This is a genomic window from Methanosarcina sp. 1.H.A.2.2 (assembly GCF_000979975.1).
GTDB lineage: Archaea > Halobacteriota > Methanosarcinia > Methanosarcinales > Methanosarcinaceae > Methanosarcina.
The window spans coordinates 1-18,149 of record NZ_JJQL01000101.1; the positions used below are offsets into that span (position 1 = coordinate 1).

At 42.8% G+C, this 18,149-nt stretch carries 18 protein-coding genes; 8 read left to right on the plus strand and 10 right to left on the minus strand.

Going from position 1 to position 18,149, the window contains the following annotated elements; genetic code table 11:
* Positions 1 to 628: 628 nt before the first annotated feature.
* The 5 genes from EO93_RS16180 to EO93_RS16200 all read left to right on the plus strand — a co-directional run bounded on the left by EO93_RS16180 (position 629) and on the right by EO93_RS16200 (position 4,993).
* Positions 629 to 1,036 (plus strand): pyridoxamine 5'-phosphate oxidase family protein, encoded by a 408-nt coding sequence (locus EO93_RS16180; protein ID WP_048163647.1) that lies wholly within the window; start codon positions 629 to 631, stop codon positions 1,034 to 1,036.
* Between the two features lie 238 nt (positions 1,037 to 1,274).
* On the plus strand, positions 1,275 to 1,775 hold the full coding sequence (locus tag EO93_RS16185; protein ID WP_048163656.1) for a hypothetical protein: 501 nt from the start codon (positions 1,275 to 1,277) through the stop codon (positions 1,773 to 1,775).
* 46 nt (positions 1,776 to 1,821) lie between these two features.
* Positions 1,822 to 2,517, plus strand: coding sequence for a winged helix-turn-helix transcriptional regulator (locus EO93_RS16190; RefSeq protein WP_235282950.1), 696 nt, complete (start codon positions 1,822 to 1,824; stop codon positions 2,515 to 2,517).
* Between the two features lie 279 nt (positions 2,518 to 2,796).
* A complete protein-coding gene (locus EO93_RS16195; RefSeq protein WP_048163648.1) occupies positions 2,797 to 3,468 on the plus strand; it encodes a YIP1 family protein in 672 nt (223 codons plus the stop codon).
* Between the two features lie 748 nt (positions 3,469 to 4,216).
* The gene (locus tag EO93_RS16200) at positions 4,217 to 4,993 is read left to right on the plus strand and encodes an ArsR family transcriptional regulator (RefSeq protein WP_235284316.1); all 777 of its coding nucleotides are present in this window, start codon (positions 4,217 to 4,219) and stop codon (positions 4,991 to 4,993) included.
* Positions 4,994 to 5,103: 110 nt separating this feature from the next.
* Here the strand turns inward: EO93_RS16200 and EO93_RS16205 are convergent, their stop codons facing one another.
* Together EO93_RS16205 and EO93_RS16210 are read right to left on the minus strand one after the other, a co-directional pair.
* Entirely contained in the window at positions 5,104 to 5,688 is a 585-nt protein-coding gene (locus EO93_RS16205; protein WP_048163651.1) for a hypothetical protein, read from the minus strand.
* Between the two features lie 68 nt (positions 5,689 to 5,756).
* Positions 5,757 to 7,157, minus strand: coding sequence for a hypothetical protein (locus EO93_RS16210; protein WP_156161364.1), 1,401 nt, complete (start codon positions 7,155 to 7,157; stop codon positions 5,757 to 5,759).
* Positions 7,158 to 8,305: 1,148 nt separating this feature from the next.
* On the opposite strand from EO93_RS16210, the gene EO93_RS16215 reads away from it, so the two are divergent.
* A complete protein-coding gene (locus tag EO93_RS16215) occupies positions 8,306 to 10,102 on the plus strand; it encodes an SLC13 family permease (RefSeq protein WP_048163653.1) in 1,797 nt (598 codons plus the stop codon).
* A gap of 280 nt (positions 10,103 to 10,382) precedes the next feature.
* Here the strand turns inward: EO93_RS16215 and EO93_RS16220 are convergent, their stop codons facing one another.
* From EO93_RS16220 to rpl7ae, 7 genes are all read right to left on the minus strand, one after another.
* On the minus strand, positions 10,383 to 10,787 hold the full coding sequence (locus tag EO93_RS16220) for a 30S ribosomal protein S6e (RefSeq protein ID WP_048134235.1): 405 nt from the start codon (positions 10,785 to 10,787) through the stop codon (positions 10,383 to 10,385).
* A gap of 145 nt (positions 10,788 to 10,932) precedes the next feature.
* On the minus strand, positions 10,933 to 12,708 hold the full coding sequence (gene infB, locus EO93_RS16225; RefSeq protein WP_048134237.1) for a translation initiation factor IF-2: 1,776 nt from the start codon (positions 12,706 to 12,708) through the stop codon (positions 10,933 to 10,935).
* 14 nt (positions 12,709 to 12,722) lie between these two features.
* Positions 12,723 to 12,860, minus strand: a complete 138-nt coding sequence (locus EO93_RS17715) for a hypothetical protein (protein WP_156161365.1) — start codon at positions 12,858 to 12,860, stop codon at positions 12,723 to 12,725.
* Positions 12,861 to 12,865: 5 nt separating this feature from the next.
* Positions 12,866 to 13,315 carry a nucleoside-diphosphate kinase gene (gene ndk, locus EO93_RS16230; protein WP_048134239.1) on the minus strand — a complete coding sequence of 150 codons (450 nt, stop codon included), beginning with the start codon at positions 13,313 to 13,315 and terminating at the stop codon, positions 12,866 to 12,868.
* A 36-nt stretch (positions 13,316 to 13,351) separates the two neighbouring features.
* On the minus strand, positions 13,352 to 13,540 hold the full coding sequence (locus EO93_RS16235) for a 50S ribosomal protein L24e (protein ID WP_048134241.1): 189 nt from the start codon (positions 13,538 to 13,540) through the stop codon (positions 13,352 to 13,354).
* A gap of 21 nt (positions 13,541 to 13,561) precedes the next feature.
* On the minus strand, positions 13,562 to 13,783 hold the full coding sequence (locus EO93_RS16240) for a 30S ribosomal protein S28e (RefSeq protein WP_048134243.1): 222 nt from the start codon (positions 13,781 to 13,783) through the stop codon (positions 13,562 to 13,564).
* A gap of 24 nt (positions 13,784 to 13,807) precedes the next feature.
* Complete coding sequence (gene rpl7ae / locus EO93_RS16245; protein WP_048134246.1) at positions 13,808 to 14,170, minus strand: 50S ribosomal protein L7Ae; 363 nt, start codon at positions 14,168 to 14,170, stop codon at positions 13,808 to 13,810.
* A 319-nt stretch (positions 14,171 to 14,489) separates the two neighbouring features.
* Here rpl7ae and EO93_RS16250 point away from each other — a divergent pair, with 319 nt between their 5' ends.
* Positions 14,490 to 15,149 (plus strand): TatD family nuclease-associated radical SAM protein, encoded by a 660-nt coding sequence (locus tag EO93_RS16250; protein ID WP_048134248.1) that lies wholly within the window; start codon positions 14,490 to 14,492, stop codon positions 15,147 to 15,149.
* 217 nt (positions 15,150 to 15,366) lie between these two features.
* On the opposite strand, the gene EO93_RS16255 is transcribed toward EO93_RS16250, so the two are convergent.
* Entirely contained in the window at positions 15,367 to 16,866 is a 1,500-nt protein-coding gene (locus EO93_RS16255) for a WD40 repeat domain-containing protein (RefSeq protein WP_048163654.1), read from the minus strand.
* Positions 16,867 to 17,487: 621 nt separating this feature from the next.
* Here EO93_RS16255 and EO93_RS16260 point away from each other — a divergent pair.
* Positions 17,488 to 18,090: a hypothetical protein gene (locus EO93_RS16260; protein WP_235284317.1), complete on the plus strand. Its 603-nt coding sequence runs from the start codon at positions 17,488 to 17,490 to the stop codon at positions 18,088 to 18,090.
* Positions 18,091 to 18,149: the final 59 nt, after the last annotated feature.

Consider the following 18,149-nt stretch of genomic DNA (forward strand, 5'->3'; position numbering starts at 1 on the left):
CCTCTTCAGGATAAATCCTATATAAACTTCCTTTTCTCATATTTATCATGTATATAAAGGTTTTGAACTTATATTAAGCCAATAGTTATCGAAAAATGGTAAATGTACGGAAGTTGACGGAATTCATCCCGCCACTAAAGTAACAGGCATTCTGCCTTTGTTTTTCGTAAACCAATCTCCTCTCCTTGGAAAAGGAGATCCATTTAGACAGATACCTATAAATATTTTCCAATGATAATTTAATTTTTGTGGGAATTCAGACCTTTTAAAATAAATTTTTGTTTCCAGTCGCTTCAAATGGCTTTATTTTTTACGAATTTTAGAACAGTGTTCTTCTTTTACACCTATATCCGATAACCAATTTCTTATAGAGCCGATCCCAAAACTCAAAATTTGCTTCTCTGAATCCAGTATTCCGAGTAATCAATCGAGTTTCAGATCACGAAAAACCATTCTAAAAATTTAATGATTTGAGAATAAAATTGGTTTTGGGATGAGCTCATATATTTGTCGCTCTTTAATTGTTTATAATCAATATATCTCCAACTCCTTACCTTACTATATATTTAATAGTAGAGTAAGAGTATATTATTCCAACAAAAACAGATCTAACGAAGGGGTGAATTGAATGGTCAAATTGAGCAGTGAAATGGTCGAAGATTTTGAAAAAATGAAGGTTTTTCCTTTTGCAACCGCCTCCGGAAACGGAGATCCGAACGTAATACCCATCGGCTTTTGTAAGCTCCAGGAAGACAGAGAAACTATCTGGATTGCAGACAACTACTTTTATAAGACCCGCCAGAACCTTGAAGAAAACCCGAGGGGTGCGATTTACGTATGGGGCCCTGAGGTTAAGGGGTGTTACCAGATAAAAGGGGACTTTGAGATAAAGACCGAAGGGGAAGACTACGAGAAGATGCATAAGATGGTCAAGAGCATGGGAGACAGGTTCCCTGCAAAAGCCCTTGCCATCATGAAAATCACGGAAGTTTATGAGTGCAAATCCGGAGCAGGAGCCGGAAAGCAGCTCTTATAAAGGTTCTCATCATAGTTTATAACATTTACTATTTTATACTGACATCGAGGATGGATAAACGTCCTCACAAATTCTTCTTTTTTAAGAAATATTCCTGGAAAAAGGTATCATTATGCCTTTTTCCGGACATTTTTTTAGTTTCGTAGCAATATATCATAAGAAGTGTAACATTGATTGTTCGATACTTTACAAAGAAACTATATATGCCTGGACTTCTTACCCACTTTTAGGTGACACTATGAAAACCTGGAAAGTATGTGTATTATGCATAATTACAGGGCTACTAGCTGTTCCTGCAGTTTCGGCCAAAGAGGAATGCGCGGTTAACTCTGGCACGGAAGACGCTCTGGCTTCTACCGTAAAAGATTACATTGTTAGCCCCTGGACAGAAAATTTTCTTAGTACTGAAAATTCCGTTTCTTCTCTAAGGTCAACCCAGTACATAAGCCAGGGGCAGACTATAACTCACAATGTAAACGTAGGCTCAGGAGTAGATTATCTTGAAGTAGATTTGAATTGGGGAGATACAAGTGATTCTCTGACTCTTAGCATTTACACCCCATCAGGAAGCAAAATCGGAACTTACCGAGATAACTATGACGGAAGTGTGAACGGCAGGATACGCCTTAATATAGATCCCTCACAGGGATATGTGGTACAGGGAACATGGATATTCAAAGTCTACGGAGAATCGGTTAGTGGTACTGAAGATTACACGTTTAATGTTGCGCAGCATTAATTGCAGGAGAATCTATCTCCTTCTCTTTTTTTCTTTATTTTTAATAATGGCAGCCGAAGCTACGGAATATATCGTAAGCCCAGCACCAGGTGATGAATTTGGAGTATCCGTAGCCGGAGAGGATGTACAGATATTAGAAGATACCGTAATACCCTACTGGCAATTTTTGCTCTGGCTGGCTGTAATGAATATCTTGTCGGTAATGGATATACTGATCCTTCCTGTAAAGTTTCTTTTCGCAATACTCGGATTTCGATTGGTAGACCATTCAAACGCTGTTGGGGTTATGAAGAGAAAGAATATATATGCCTTTATAAAAGCCAATCCAGGGATCTGTGTTAGTAAGATTGCAAATTATATGGATCTGAACCGAGGGACTCTGCGCCATCATCTCAAGATTCTAGAAACGAAAAACATGATCGAAGCTCACAGTGATCGCGGAAAAGTCCTATACTTCCAGAATAATTCCACATACGGTGAAAATGAAAAGCTGGTTATCTCAGTCCTTCAAAATGAGATTACCCGAAAGATAATTTCGAAAATATTAAAGGAAGAATGCAACACCAATGGGGATCTTGCCCTTACAACAGGAATTTCCAAAAGTACAATTAGCTGGTATATGAAACAATTAAAGGAGTCAGATCTTATTGAAGAAAATAAGATGGGAAAGAGTATAATATACAATATAAATCCTGTTTATCGGGATACAATTGAAAAAACATATATGAAATTCTTTGAATAACGGGCTCAAATTTAGATTCCGAGCCCATAAAATACATTGGTGGACTGGCCATGAAAATAGGCCCTATTGAAGATGAAGAACTGGAGCGTTCACTTCCAGAAACATACTTGAAAATGATCCGCAGATTTGTGCTCTTATTATTGGGCTTGAGGATAATGAATTAAGTTATGGAATAAAACCTGAACTGGTAAAGTTAAATCTAAATACATGATTAAGCATATTGAAGTTTTATAAATTTTATGACATTTACCAGATAAAATTTAAAATGGTGTAAAATATATGGATAATCTAAACCTAAATAAATTATTATTTGACCCGAATTCGTTTTTCAGGGAAAAACTAGGAAATGAAGTCAGTTTTAAGTATCCTCTATTGATAATACTTGTAATCGCTGTATTAACAATAAGTTCAAGTTTGCTGGTCATGAATAACCTTAAAGATTCGTTTTCTTCTGACATGGATTCATCTATATCTGCTTCAGTAATGTCAATCGGCATCATTGGAGGTGCCATCGGGGGTTTGATTGGAACATTTATTATTTGGTTTGTACTGGCTGGAATCTTCTATTCAATATCCTATGTATTTGCTTCAAAGGGTTCTTTCAAGAGAACGTTAGAGTTTGTAGGTTATGGATTTGTGCCACAAATATTCAGCAGCGTGGTAAGTATTATTGCAATGTATTTCTTGTTATCTTCGGTTGATTTTTCCTCACAAGACTCACAATTTATGGCCCAGGGTATAGAGCAGATGTTCTCAAATAATCCCCTGTTTTATACCTCGCAAATAATTGCAATTTTATGTTTCTTACTGTCTTCATACATCTGGATATTTGCACTCTTGCATGCCCGAAATATGTCATTTAAAAACGCCGCTATTACTGTCGGTATTCCAGCAGGCCTATCTATTGTTATCCAGATATATTCATTCCTGTTTACTTCCGCAAGCCTGTAATTCTGTAGAAATAATCTTATCAGAAATGTTGGAAGCTAATCAGGAATGTTGTATCAAATCTGAGAGGGCATACACCTCGAGTTGGTTGAAATCAGCGCATGGGTGACAGGTTTCCTGAAAAAGCCCTCTCCATTACGGAGATCAAGAAGGTTATGAGTGTAAATCCGGAGCAGGAACCGGAAAGCAGCTTCTTTGAAAGCCTTTCAGACGAGATATAAAAAATTTATGATTTTGTCCTGTCCGGGAGGATGAAATTCCATCCTCATAATTTCTCTTTTTTTGAACAAATTTACTATACAAAGGCAGGCTGTGCCTTTTTTCAGATAATTCTGCATATTTTATGAAATACATATTAAAGGACTACATGAGAATGATTGTTTGATACTTTGGAGAGAAACTATATATGCTCGGGTTTCTTACCCCATATGTGACAGTATGAAAAGATGAAAAGTATCAATATTATGTATGGCTGCAGGCTTAGTATGTCTACAGGTTTACTGGTTGTACCTGCAGTCTCGGCAGAAGAGGAATTATTGCAAGTCCATTTCCTGAAGATTCTTCACTCCCTCCTTAAAAGGAATATGTGGCAATCTCCTGCCCGGCAGATTCCTCTAATGCCGAGTTTTAATTTTTTATTCTTCTGCCTGCTTATCGCATAATCTACGGGCAGACTAACTAACAATAACTCTCAAGCAGGAATACATAACTCAGGAAATTTAAAAGTTGAAAGCCTATGAGGAATCGGTCAGTGGAACCGAAGACTGAACGTTTAATATTTACAAGCTCTAAGCTTGAAAAAAAGCTTATCCTCTGTATATTCTTTTTTTTATTCACAACAACAGCCGGGGCTACGGAATATATCATAACTCCGGCTACAAGTGATTACGCCGGAGCTTCAGTTAATGGAGAAGAGGTAGTACTACTAAAGGACTTTACAGTTTACTGGCAGTTCCTGCTCTGGCTGGCCGTGATGCAAATCTCATCGGCACTTGACCTTCTGTTCCCTGCAAAGCTTATTTTTGCAATACTCGGATTTCGAGTGGTAGACTATTCAAATACTATTGGAGTTCTGAAGAGGAAAAACATATATGATTTTATCAAAACAAGGCCCGGGACCTATATAAGCGAGATTGCAAACAATATGAGCCTGAACCGGGGAACGCTGCGTCACCATCTCCAAATTCTCGAAGCAGAAAATATGATCGAAGCTCAATGTTTGGGTGGAAAAGTCCGGTACTTCCAGAACAGCTCCACATACGACGAAAAAGAAAAACGTGTTATTTCAGCTCTTCAAAATGAGATGAACCGAAAGATAATTTCAAAGATATTAGAGGAAGAATGCAACACCAATGGAGACCTTGCTCTTACAACGGGAATTTCCAGATGTACGATTTCCTGGTATATGAAGCAATTAAAGGAGCTGGACCTGATTGAAGAAAATAAGATGGGAAGGAGTAAAATATACAGTATAAATCCTGTTTATCGGGATACAATTGAAAAAACGTATGTGGAGTTTTTTGAATAATCTACCTTTTTGCTTAAACTCTATTAATCCCCTGGGATTTACATTCCGACACCTTCCATAGAATAGGACACAAATTCAGTATTTCACTAAAAATTTCTTCTCCACTTTTCTCATTGTCCGTTCCAGACCTGGACCACTTCTCGTGTGTCCATGTCAATCAGCGCGGATACCGAATGATCCAGCCACGTCACACTGATCAGGGTCTTTCTGGAATAGAACTTCTCCGCTGTCTCAGGTAGTATCCGTTTTACGGATGAAACTCCGTATGCATTCGTATCAGTAATCAGAGCGTTCGCGACATCTTCACTTTGAATAGCCACGCCAATAGCTTCGGATCGGACAGATTCGGGAATGGCTTCAAGGAGATATCCAACCTGTATCAAGTCACCGTCACGGTATGTAAAATCATACAGGTCAGGATACCTGGAACCTGACGACTCAGCGATCGCATGTATACGGAGTTTGTCATTTTCTCTCGATGCGCTAAGTGTAACGTTATCGTATTCCATGCCAGGGTAGGGACTTATTTGCTGTTTGATCTTTGTCTCGATCATGGAACTCTCTGCCGGTGATATACCCACCCATGTAATCTCATACCCGGAGGACGAATTTTCAGAGTCATTGATACATACAACACCAGCTATGAGGAACATTACGACCAATGCAGCCATGAACAATTTTGATAAATGGTCCATAAATGTCACCTGAAAAAAGGTCACCTGAAAAAGAAAGAACAGGCGTTACTACGCCCGTATCCGCTTGTTCATTCAACGGCCCCGATAGAAATCAAATAGTTGAACTGTTCCGTATTTGCCGGAAGTATGTCGAGCTTCCATTCTCCGATGGCACCTGGTGCCTCATAGGTCTCCGTGTAGACTTCAATAGCACCATGATAGATCCCTGCTCCATCCATTTCCCAGGGAGGGAAGTCAGATGCTCCAAGACTGACAGTACCGCTGTAGGTCGTTTTAACCAGATTCAGTTCGACATCACCTGATTCACCTTCCAGTGCCAGGTCAAAGGATGCCTCATCTTTCTCGTTCTGACTGCCTGCACCCATCCACATACCATAATTGTGGTCATTGGATGACACTTCAATGGTAATGGGACCGTCAGTTCTGGTGGTGAAAGTCTTTGTGTACGGTTCACTGGGCTGGGTCCACACCTCGAAATTCATTTGGACCTGACCGTCCCATTCACGTATAGATGGATCGTCAATGTTCAGATCAATGGCTCCGTTGTATCTGCCTTTTGCATCATCAGGAACTTCAAGATGCACCTTGACAACAGCCGTTTCGCCTGCTTTTACGATGGAAGGGCCGGTAATAGTGATAGCATCATCATCAAATGCAGGACCTCCCGTGCCATATGGACCATAATACCTTTGGTTGTCCTCACTCATTTTCGGGTCGATAGCAATATCCCTGTCAGCTACGCTCTTGAGCTTGATTTCATAGTCATATTCATCCCCTGCCTTGACACGGTCATTGAGATATGGCGTCTGGATCTGGATCTTCGGAGGAGTCCAGACATCGACATAAAGATGCATGACATTGATATACTGGGGATAGGGTGTTGGATATGGTGTTGGCATCACATCATCGGTGAATGCGATATCAGTTCCATAGTTCCCGATATCAGCATCTTGTGGGATATTCACCTTAATGGTAAACTCCTGTTTAGCATCCGGTTCGATGTCTTTTCTGGCAGGTGTTACGGTGACCCAACTTTCTTCAAAGATATTCTCCATATACGGGGATAGCACAACCCTGGGTTCTACTGTAATGGTTTTATTGTCCTTGTTTGTGACAGTCACAGTGATTTCATCGCTACTTCCCGGTTTTAACTGGGTGTTTGAATGACGTGGATTGATCTTGAGTTTTGCAAAATCCGTATCTGGATTGAAACCGGTATCAGAGGTCACTGTCACCACCTCATCAACCATGATCATACCCGAGTTTGGAACTGGATGCGCTTCAACTTCAATTGCACTAACAGCGGGCATGAACGCTATGCTCACAAGCAGCATTGCAACAATTAGCTCGCCTATTCGTATTCCTTTGCTTTCTATCATTCTTAATTTTCTCCTTTCCTTCATATTTATCCTGTATGTCTCCCGAAAGCAAAGCCAGCGAACTTTAAGCACAGTTAAAGTTAAAGTCAACGCGGTTTTGCCTTAGGGAAAATATTCAGAAGATTCGGCTCTTCCGGATAGATTGTTCTGAATCAAACTCAGTTTTTTCACAATGTTCAAACTCAATATGTTTGTGGACTTCTTATAATTGCTTTATACCCATTTCATCAAAATGAATATAGCCCAAATTAATTAGAGATTTGACATAATATCTCAAAAAGTATTCATATAGCACTAAAGTTAGCACCTATATATGAGTTCTGTCCAATGTATCAAAAATATTTTAATATAAATAAATAATGATAAAAGATGAAAATATAACTCAAGTATCTTTTGTTATAGTTTGATGATCTGGATAGAAAACTTATATAGGACGTAGTAAAAGTAGTTTATTGAAAAATAGATAAGGGAGTTGAAATGAATAGCAGATGTTAATGCCACAGGCAACTCACTCCTTAACGTTGAGACGAACCGGGGCATCCGGTACATGCTGTGAATGAGAATTAATTTCTGGAAAATTTTGGAGATAACATGGTAGACAACCAGTAAAGCTACTTATTTTGTTTTTTCAATTATAGTCTACTTTCAGGGACTGCACTTGCAGATACTTACCACGCAAAAACGATTGGCTGGTCAGTTAGACCCGTCTACGATATGCCATACTCTGACTGGCATGAAAGTGAAGGTAACAAAACTGTCTATTTCCATAGAGAACTAACGAAATTTGCAATCTCGTGAAAGAGCATGCGAATAAAGCAGGTCTTTGTGGTGTTTCCATTGTGTTTTACAACCAGAAAGGTACAGTACGTTTTGATAATTACTATCATGAATCATATTTTCGGGCCAGTAACTCAACTTCAGGCAGTAATGGTGGAATAGAGGATTTTACATTAACCAACTCCACTCAGTTAAACAGCTCTACTCAAAACGATAGAGAAAATACTATCTTTCCAATAGAAGGCATCTTAACCCTGCTGGATACCGGATATTATAGCAGGTATTTTTAAGCCCGGAAGGTACATACCCGTGAAAAAATTACCTGAAATATAAGGCGCAGCCTAATATAATATAGAGAATATAATAATAACCAGGGATAGGCAGGGACAGCAGGTGGTCGGCTGCAATCCCGGAAGGTATCACTCAATGAGGGGGAGAGTGAACCGGAGGGTGGGCAAATTATGATGACGACTGATGCCTGGATTACCTTAGGGATTCTGGCAGTTGCTTTTGCACTGCTCTTATTCTCCAAACTGCCGGCGCACATAATTTTCCTGGGAGCCCTCACTGCTGCAATAACGCTCGGACTTGCCCCGGTAGAAGATTTATTGAAAGGCTTTTCCAATCAGGGTGTGCTGACCGTTGCCGTACTTTTCATGATTGCCGAGGGGATGTACTCCACCGGGGCTATCACAATGATTTCGGACCGCATTGTGGGAATTCCAAAATCGCTTCTCAGCGGCCAGCTCAAGATTCTTCCTCCCGTGGCATTAGGAAGTGCGTTTCTAAACAACACCCCGCTCGTTGCCATGATGATCCCTGTGATCCGCGACCTCTCAAGGAACACGGGCCTTGACTCCTCAAAAATCTACATCCCCTTAAGCTACGCATCCATACTCGGGGGCGCTTCCACTCTTATAGGCACCTCTTCAAACCTGATTATTGCAGGCCTCGTAATCGAACAGATCGCAAAAAATGACCCGGGAACCCCCGTGATGGAAAGGATCACCATCTTCGTTCCGACGGTTGTAGGGCTTCCTGCAGCTATCATCGGCATAGTCTTCCTCCTTTTCATCGGCACAAAACTTCTTCCGCGGCATGATGCAGGAAAAAAAGAGGAGATAAAAAGGCGCCTCTACAGGGCTGAGTTCTTCATCGATGTTGATTCCTACCTTGCAGGAAAGACCATCGAGAAAGCCGGCTTTTCTGCCTCGACGGGATATACCCTGAATGCGGTCCGGCGAGGAGAGAAGGAAAAGCCCCCGATAGAACCTGCCCTCGTGCTCAGGCAGGGGGATATCCTGACCTTTACCACTGATGCCGAAGGGCTGCCTGCGCTCTGGGCAACCATAGGGCTTACCCCGCTCAACACGCTTTCCCCGATGAAGGGCGAGCGATACCGGCACCGTCTTGTAGAGGTAGTCGTATCTCCCCGGAGTTCAGCTGTCGGGCACAGCATTGAAGAACGCCGGGAGACCGGGAAACCTTACGAGGCAGCGATTGTGGCAATTTCCCGGGGAGGAGAGCCTCCGGCAGTTCCCCTCAGAAAAGTGCGGATCAGGCAGGGGGATAATGCCGTGCTTGAGGTCGAAGACTCGTTTTTCTACCACAACCGAAACGAAACCGAGTTTATTCTTATCAAGCGCCTGAGAGGCTACCGTGTAAAGAGGACGGACCGCGCTATCGCCGCAATTGTAATTACGGCGGCAATGGTTGCATCAGCTGCACTCGGCCTGCTTACGATCCTCAACGCTGCGCTTCTGGCAACCTTTGCAATGCTTGCAACCGGGTGCATGAGCATAAGGAGAGCGACTAAGAGCATTGAATGGAACACGGTCGTGGTGCTCGGATGCGCTGTCGGACTTGAGGCGGCGGTTACGGAAAGCGGGCTTGCAGACGTTATCGGCAGCCTGGTCTCGACCTTTGGGGGCAACGACCCGTATGTGGCACTTACAGTTGTCTTCGTTAGCTGTGTCCTGATGACAAACATCATCACAAATGCCGCAGCAGCCGCCTTCATGTTTCCGATTGCGGTCTCAATTGCTGGGGACATAGGTAGCAGCTTCATGCCGTTCGCAGTTGCCCTTATGCTCGGGACGAGTTATTCGTTCCTCAACCCCGCCGGGTACCAGACCAACCTCATGGTCTTCGAGCCAGGAGGATACACTACAGGAGATTACATAAAAGTAGGACTGCCTCTCACAATTCTGGTGAGCCTGGTCGTAATCCTGCTAACCCCACTCATATACGAGTTCTGATATTGTTGTGATAGCTGAGATATTGTTGTGATAGCTGAGATTTGGAAAAACTGGAGGAGTTGACTGAGAGTACTTTTCTTTTAAGTGCTTAAATTTATTCAGGAGGGGTAAAAGTGAGAACCAGACTATCACTATGTTTAATGCAAAAACTCAAAGTCTCTGAAATAAAATCAGTGAACTCGAAAAAATAAATAGTGATGCAAAAAGAATCTGAAATCAAAATCAATGAAAGAAAAAATCAAAGAGTATTTTAAATCCCGCCCGAAGGCGGAACTTGAAATCACTCTGCAGGGGCTTCTGCGGTTTCAAGGCCGAGAAGGGCTTTTATGGATTTGTCTCCATATTCAACGATCTTGGCGTTGATCTGGACGATGTCATGGGCAATTTCCTTGCCGCGCATCATCTTTCTCCTGCGCTGTCCCGGGTGTTTGGGGACATAGCCGACACCTACTGCCAGCAGAATTCTCTGTCTTCTGGGGCCTGGAAGGTCCGGTTTCATAACAAAACCGCTGCCGTCGCAGCCGCCAGTGATCTTGACTTTGTAGCCGGCGAGCCCGAAAAGGGCACCGTCAACAACTTCACCGATTGATTTTCCAATTAATGCGTTTGCTTCAGCGTCTTTAACGTCGATCTGGTAAGCACGCGCTTCTTTTGGGTCAGAAACTACAACTTTGAAATTTGCCATGTGAAATCCTCCTATCAGATTTATCTGTAATAATAATTCCTTTGCCTTGCCTTCATTATCAGAATATTTACCTGACTTTTTTACCTGACTCTTTAATTAAATCCTTGCTGTATCCTGAATATGCTGCTGCCCTGCATATCAGCCGTTACTTTGCCCAGAAAGGATTATCTTTTCTTTTGAGTTCAAGGAAAATATCAAAAGTTTCCTTTTCATCGGTTGAAAGGGAATTGTAGATCTCGTGCTCCAGTACTTTGGCATGCCTTTCAGGCACGTTCATATAAAGCACGTCTCCTTCTTTGATCTGCCTGCCTACGGTTGCGCCGTCAATAGCCATTGCAACTTCTTTGCCTACCCTTGCAGAAGGAATATTTTCTCCATCGGACTGCAGACCCTTGATCTTGCCCACGACGTTTCCGTTTTCAAGCATGACATCTGCATTTGTCCGCACGACTCCTCCAAGAACCCTTACCCCGACTACGGCAGGTTTGCTCTGGCGGAACACGCATCCGGGAAGGATCTTGAACTTTCCGGGGCGAATAATCGTTTCGAAAATCTTCTTTTCAGCCAGTTCCTTCTGTTCCTTTACGTATTTCTGGTAATCTTCAACCAGACGGTAGATCACGTCGCTTGTGAGTACCTTTACAGTGCTTTCCTGCAGGAACTCTCTGGCATCAGGGTGAACCTTAACATTGAAACCTATAAGCACAGAATAGAGGGGGTCTTCAACTGTTGAAGCCTCAATCGCGTCCCTGTGAGAGATGTCTCCTACTTCAGCTTTCCTGATAAGGACTTCATCCTTCTGGAACTCGTGGACAAGGGCTTCAAGGGAGCCGAGGGTATCTGCTTTAATCAGAATTCCAACGGAGCCCGTATCAATCCTGACCTCATCGATCTCGGACTTTACCTGGGCTACAATTTCCTCAAGGGTTTCTTCCGTTGCTACCCTTATGGGAGCGCCCGCAAGTGCACCTTCCAGGCCGGGAGCAGAGATCTTCACACCAGCCGCAGCAGTGATCTTATTCACCTGCTGGAACTTACTCTCGTAACGGATTTCGGAAAGTTCCCTTGGCTTTAAAAGAGCCCTTACCTTTGTCTGGATCGGCTCGCCCAGGCTTCCGATAACAACCGTATCCCCTTTCTTTAATGTGCCATCGTAGAGAATAACGTCAAGGGTTGCTCCGAGACCTTTTTCTTCCTTTACCTCAAGGACGGTCCCGACTCCCGGGCCTGTGGCACTGTACTGCAGATTTGCCTCAAGGAATCTCTGAGCAAGGCCTAAAAGCACCATGAGGACATCAGGGATGCCTTCTCCAGTAAAAGCACTTACAGGGACTACACCCAGAGTGTTCTGGAAGTTCGTGACCCGGTCATAACGTTCTGCAGCAAAGCCCTGGTTATAGAGTTCACCTATTACCTCGTAGAGCTTTGTTTCAATCCGTGCCTGGACATCGCCAGACTGCTTTTTGAAAGTAGCTGCAAAAGGCATGTTCTTGTATGAAACCCAGCCGCCGACCCTATCGATCTTGTTGGCAACGACAACAAAAGGAGTTTTGAACCTTTTTAAGATCTGCAGGCTTTCGTAGGTCTGGGGTTTAAAGCCTTCGTTTATGTCAACAACAACAATAGCAAGATCGGCAAGGGCGCCTCCTCTGCTCCTGAGAGTTGTAAAGGCATGGTGTCCCGGAGTATCAATAAAAAGAAGCCCTGGCACCATGAAACGGTCCCTTAGCCTTGGGTCTCCGAGCTTGTCTACAATCACGTCTATAGGGACTTCGGTTGCTCCGATATGCTGGGTGATGGCCCCGGCTTCTCCACTGACAATTGCAGTACCCCTGATCTTGTCGAGCAGAGTGGTTTTCCCGTGATCGACGTGCCCCATCACGCAGACTATAGGAGTCCTAAGATTTTTCTTGTCGGTCATATACAAAACCTCTCTCATTCCCGCGTCTTATTTGCTGCAGGTCCAGAAGGGCCCGGGTTTCCCCGGAAGGACCCATTTTGCAGGTGCCTGATAAACAAAGGCTTGGAATCGTGCCCGAAAAAATCCATGGACACGAAAAGGCTTTGATGCACCTGCATTACTCGTACAGACAGACCTCATCGACTCTGGAATACTTCCCGATTTCGGAGTCCTTGAAGTGAATTGCAATTTCCCTTGCTGCAGCTTCGGGTGAATCGGAGGCGTGAACCACGTTCCTGCCTACATCCAGAGCAAAGTCTCCACGGATAGTTCCTGGAGCCGCATCAACAGGGTTTGTAGCCCCGTTTATTGCTCTCATAACCTTAACTGCATCCTTTCCGGCAACTACCATTGAGACGGAGGGACCGGAGGTAATGAACTCGATAAGGGAGGGGAAAAAGGGCCTTGCTGCGTGTTCGCCGTAGTGCTCTTTTGCAGTGGCTTCAGCAATGACGTTCATTCTGAGAGCGACAAGCTTTAAGCCTCTCTTTTCGATTTTGGAGATTACTTCTCCGACCAGACCGCGCTGGACTCCGTCAGGTTTCACCATAACGTATGTCTGTTCCATATGCACACCTTACTATATTTGAACTAATGACGGCAGTTATGCTTTTTTCAACTGGATTTTGCCTTTCTCAGTCCATTCGGTGCGGCGCGGAAGCCTGCCAAGGGCGAAGTTGCTCACGCACTTGGAAGAGCACAGGAAATAGGTGGAGCCGTCTTTTTTGACATAGAGCTTACCGGTACCAGGCTCCAGCATCTGCCCGCAAAAATAGCATTTTCTCTGTTCCATTTATTTTCACCGCGTATCTTTTTACCTGGTAGTCAGTTTCTTTGCTTCTCTTGACGTTTCCAGAAGCATCATAATGTCGCCGATGCGGATAGGGCCCACACAGTTTCTTGTGATTACTCGACCCTTATCTCTGCCTTCCAGAACCCTGCACTGGATCTGGCTGGCTTCACCATGCATACCTGTATTCCCGATAACGTCAATAACTTCAGCAGCAAAGCCGCCGATTGTGCTTTCTTCAGCCATATTCAGCACCCCATGTTATCAGGATTATTTAAGAGCTTCAAGTTTCTGAGAAATGTCCTGAATCATTTCAGCTGCTTTCCCTGCATCCACAATTGCTACGGTCGCACAGGAGACACCAAGTCCGCTGGCTGCGCCAAGTTCTTTCTGGTTCTTGATGAAGATGTAAGGAGCGTTCTTCTCTTCGGAAAGAGGAGCGATATGAGCGATAATCTCTGAAGGCTCGATATCTTCAGCAATCAGGACAAGCTTTGCATTGCCTCTTTCGATTGCTTTGGTAGCTTCATTTGTACCTTTTTTAATCTTTCCAGTGTCTCTGGCAAGCTCCAGAGCTTCAAGTGCTTTGTTTGTAAGTTCTTCAGGAACATCGAATTTAGCGAATCGTGCCATTTAAATATCTCCTTCGAAATTGCGGATCTCGCAATTTTTCATCAATCATAGGTTTTTAACACATATCTGTCAACATTGAAAATTCAAATCCCTAAAAAAGAACCTGAAATACTTCAATGCAGAGAGTAAATGAGTTGAAACATAGATACTGCTAGCTAAATGCTGCAGATTGAACCTTAGAAGTACATAATCACCTATAAACTTTCTGCTTGATAAGAAGGGCAACAGACAGATACGGGGATAAATCAGCAAAAAACGGAATATATAAGGAAAGCCTCAGCCCATAAGTCAAAAATTAAAGAAAATTAACAAATGCGTCATGGTTATAAGGGATGTAAGGATTTTGATTTGTATGAACACAATCTATTATGAAGCCCATAATAATCTTTACCTCAACCTTACAAACAGATGCAGTGCGGACTGTGTATTCTGCATCCGCAACTTTGCAGACGGCGTTTATGGGTATGACCTGAGGCTTTCAAAAGAACCATCAACAGAAGAGCTAATCGAAGCCCTTGAAGGGCTGGACCTTTCAAACTATAAGGAAATCGTGTTTACAGGTCTTGGAGAGCCAACCCTCAGGTTCGATGTGGTGCTGGCAGTCACCCGCTGGCTCAAAAACCGGGGTATAAGGGTAAGACTCGATACCAACGGGCATGCTGCGTTGATTAATCCCGAACTGGATGTAGTTTCAGAATTGAAAAAGGCAGGCATGGATTCTATTTCAGTCAGCCTGAACGCAGAATCCGAAGAAAAATATAACAAGCTCTGCAGACCGGTCCACAAAAACGCTTACAGATCAGTACTCGATTTTGTAAAGGGAGCAAAAGAAGCCGGAATCTCTACAAGGGTTACAGTGGTTAAGATACCCGAGATTGATGTGGAAAAATGCAGAAAGCTTTCAGAAGAACTTGGTTCGGAATTCCATATAAGGACACTGTCCGAGGCTGCAAGTAAAGAAATCGGGGGAAAAAATTAAAACACCCTGAAGAAAATCCGGATTCCTTATCATAAGAATGGTATTTATTCACAGTAATAAGAATGGTATTTGCTCACAGTAATAAGAATGGTATTTGCTCACAGTAATAAGAATGGTATTTACTTACAGCCTATTCACAATCATATTTATCCCCAGACATGTCCTGTTTTTGGGGAAACTTCCTATTTTCGGAGTTATCCCCGCTTTCCGGATTTCCTCAGTTATTCCCTGGGGTGTCGTTTTCTTCAAGGTTTTCAAAGTCCTCAAGGCTCTCATCCAGTTCCTTTTGTTTGAGGATTCTCCTTTTCAAAAAGAAGACTGTACCTGCCAGAGCTCCAATTAGAAGAGCAAAAAGAAACTTTACTGAACCAAACATTTCCAAAACCTTTAAAGAACTTTCTTCAGAAGGTAACTCCACTAAACCCGAATCTTCTCCGGTTTTCGTATTCCCGTCCACACCGCTTGAGGTAACTGAAGCTTCTTCAACCCGATTTTCAACGCCCCCTGTAGCTGCAGTATCTTCTTTTATGGGCTGGAGGACTTCTTCTGCAAGAACGACATCTGTCTCCGTGATAGTTTCTTTTGGCAGGAAGCTTTCGTCCCCAAGCAGCAGTGCAAAAGCGGTGAGATTTCGTTCAAAAAGATATACTGCTTCTGCATCACTCCCGACAGCAATGGTTGAGCTGTCGCGAGAAACATCCAGGCTGTTAATATTTCCTTCGCAGTTGTAGTTCCAGAGTTCTTCCCCATCCATATTAAGGACATAGAGGTTATCGTCCCAGCTTCCGGCTGCAATGAATGAAGAGTCGGGGGATATCTCTACATCATAGACATCGCCTTTTACCTGGTAATCCCAGAGTTTTGCTCCGGTGAGGTTAAACAGGTAAATCTTGTCGTCAAAACTTCCTGCCGCAAGATGCGAGCCATTGGTTGTTAAAGAGACACTGCTGACCCAGTTACCCGGTTTGTGCACCCATGAAAACTCCCCTTTACGGTCAAAAAGATAAACGTTATAGTTAGATCCCCCGGCAGCCACATAGTAAGCATACGGAGTCATGCTTACGCTATTGATCAAACTTCCGGTTTTTCTTCCCCAGATCGTTTTTCCCTCCCTGTCAAGGAGGTAGACGTAATTGTTGGCATTTCCAACTGTCACGTAAGACCCATCTATGGAAATGGCAACACTGCGGATAGCGCCTCTGGAATCAAAACTCCATAAAAGTTTACCTTCCCTGTTAAAGAAATAAATCTTACCGTCTTCACTGCCTGCCGCGATGTACAGGCCATCGGAAGAAATCGCTACACTATTGAGACTGCCTCCTGTTTTGCGACTCCATAGCAGATCTCCTTCCCGGTTAAAAAGGTACACTTTTTTATCGTTGCTTCCCGCCGCAACTCGAGCCCCATCTGAAGAAAGTGATACTGTATAAACAATATCACCGGTAGTATAATTCCAAAGTTGTGTCCCTTTAGAATTAAAAAAAGAAACTTTGTGATCAAAACCGCCAGCTACAAGATAGTCCCCTGTTGAAGAAATTGATACGTCATTTACTATGCAACCGGTTTCACATCTGCTTAACAGATCAAAAGCCTTGAGTTCTGAAAGGTCCACGTCCCCGCTATCCCGAACAAGAGGATCTGCAGCTTCCGCCCCTGAAAGAAGACCGAAAAACAGACCCAGTGCTAAAAATAACCATATTCCCGATGAATGTTTCATATAATTTATAATGAAGTACTTTATTGCACATGAATTTTTTGTTACAGTAAGCTAAACAGGGAAAAATTAACAAAATTTATTTGGTTCTTATTGCACTTGAATATGCAGTAATAATTAAATTATAGATATATATTATCAGATTGTTAATCCTCAAGAGTTTAACGAAATGTTTGATTATCAGAGTGTTATCCTCAAGAGTTTAACGAAGTATTTGATTATCAGATTATTAACACTCGGAATTTTGACGAAGTGTTTGATTATCAGATTATTAACACCCAATAGTTTAAAGAAGTGTTTGATTGTCAGAGTGTTATCCTCAAGAGTTTAACGAAGTATTTGATTATCAGATTGTTAACACTTAAAAGTTTAACGTAAATGTTTGCATGATATGGTAAAATATTTGGAAATTCTGAAAAAGAGTACTTTATCCCGCATTCGGAAAAAGGGTGTTGTAAGGTTAGAATAGGTAGTTTAAAGTTATATTTATGGCAGTAGCTGTGAGTCTGCTGGATGAATTAAGTTATTCCCGATTCATTGCAGTTATCTTCCCGTATTAATTTGTTTTAACCTTCGCTGTTCCGGATGTGGAATACAAAAAAGGTTTATAGGATGTGATTTTTGGTGGCGAGAGAAGTATGGAACACCAGAGTTGGATTTATTCTTGCAGCAATAGGTTCTGCAGTCGGCCTTGGAAATATCTGGAGGTTCAGCTACGCGGCGTACGAAAACGGAGGAGGAGCGTTCCTGATCCCTTATTTTGTCGCTCTTCTGACTGCAGGTATCCCGCTTATGATACTTGAGTTCGGGCTTGGAAGCAAGTTTCTAGGCTCAGCTCCAATTTCACTTAAAAGGGCGAAAAAAAGTTTCGAATGGATAGGCTGGTGGGGAGTAATTGCCAGCTTTATAATTACGACTTATTATTCTGTAATAATGGGCTGGAGCCTTGTGTACCTTTTAAAAGCGTTTACTCTTGGCTGGGGCACGGACACGGAAGCCTTTTTCAATAACGAACTATTGAATGTCTCCAGTTCCCCCTGGAACCTGGGGAGCTTTTCCTATCCGGTCCTTATAGGACTGCTGATAACCTGGCTGGTTATCTGGATTATCGAAAAAAAGGGTGTGCAGGCTGGGATTGAGAAGTCGAGTAAAGTCTTTATTCCTCTTCTCTGGGTTCTTCTAATCGTGCTAGTGTCGTGGCAACTTAATTTTGAGTCCTATTTATAAGCTTTGAATCCCATCTGTATCTTCATTCATGGCAAAAATAAAACTTGAAGAAGATGAAG

Bases quoted from the DNA above. Each gene is read 5' to 3' on its own strand.
- EO93_RS16180 (WP_048163647.1), top strand. From the start codon at position 629: ATGGTCAAATTGAGCAGTGAAATGGTCGAAGATTTTGAAAAAATGAAG.
- EO93_RS16185 (WP_048163656.1), top strand. From the start codon at position 1,275: ATGAAAACCTGGAAAGTATGTGTATTATGCATAATTACAGGGCTACTA.
- EO93_RS16190 (WP_235282950.1), top strand. From the start codon at position 1,822: ATGGCAGCCGAAGCTACGGAATATATCGTAAGCCCAGCACCAGGTGAT.
- EO93_RS16195 (WP_048163648.1), top strand. From the start codon at position 2,797: ATGGATAATCTAAACCTAAATAAATTATTATTTGACCCGAATTCGTTT.
- EO93_RS16205 (WP_048163651.1), bottom strand. From the start codon at position 5,688: ATGGACCATTTATCAAAATTGTTCATGGCTGCATTGGTCGTAATGTTC.
- EO93_RS16215 (WP_048163653.1), top strand. From the start codon at position 8,306: ATGATGACGACTGATGCCTGGATTACCTTAGGGATTCTGGCAGTTGCT.
- EO93_RS16220 (WP_048134235.1), bottom strand. From the start codon at position 10,787: ATGGCAAATTTCAAAGTTGTAGTTTCTGACCCAAAAGAAGCGCGTGCT.
- infB (WP_048134237.1), bottom strand. From the start codon at position 12,708: ATGACCGACAAGAAAAATCTTAGGACTCCTATAGTCTGCGTGATGGGG.
- ndk (WP_048134239.1), bottom strand. From the start codon at position 13,315: ATGGAACAGACATACGTTATGGTGAAACCTGACGGAGTCCAGCGCGGT.
- EO93_RS16235 (WP_048134241.1), bottom strand. From the start codon at position 13,540: ATGGAACAGAGAAAATGCTATTTTTGCGGGCAGATGCTGGAGCCTGGT.
- EO93_RS16240 (WP_048134243.1), bottom strand. From the start codon at position 13,783: ATGGCTGAAGAAAGCACAATCGGCGGCTTTGCTGCTGAAGTTATTGAC.
- rpl7ae (WP_048134246.1), bottom strand. From the start codon at position 14,170: ATGGCACGATTCGCTAAATTCGATGTTCCTGAAGAACTTACAAACAAA.
- EO93_RS16250 (WP_048134248.1), top strand. From the start codon at position 14,490: ATGGTTATAAGGGATGTAAGGATTTTGATTTGTATGAACACAATCTAT.
- EO93_RS16255 (WP_048163654.1), bottom strand. From the start codon at position 16,866: ATGAAACATTCATCGGGAATATGGTTATTTTTAGCACTGGGTCTGTTT.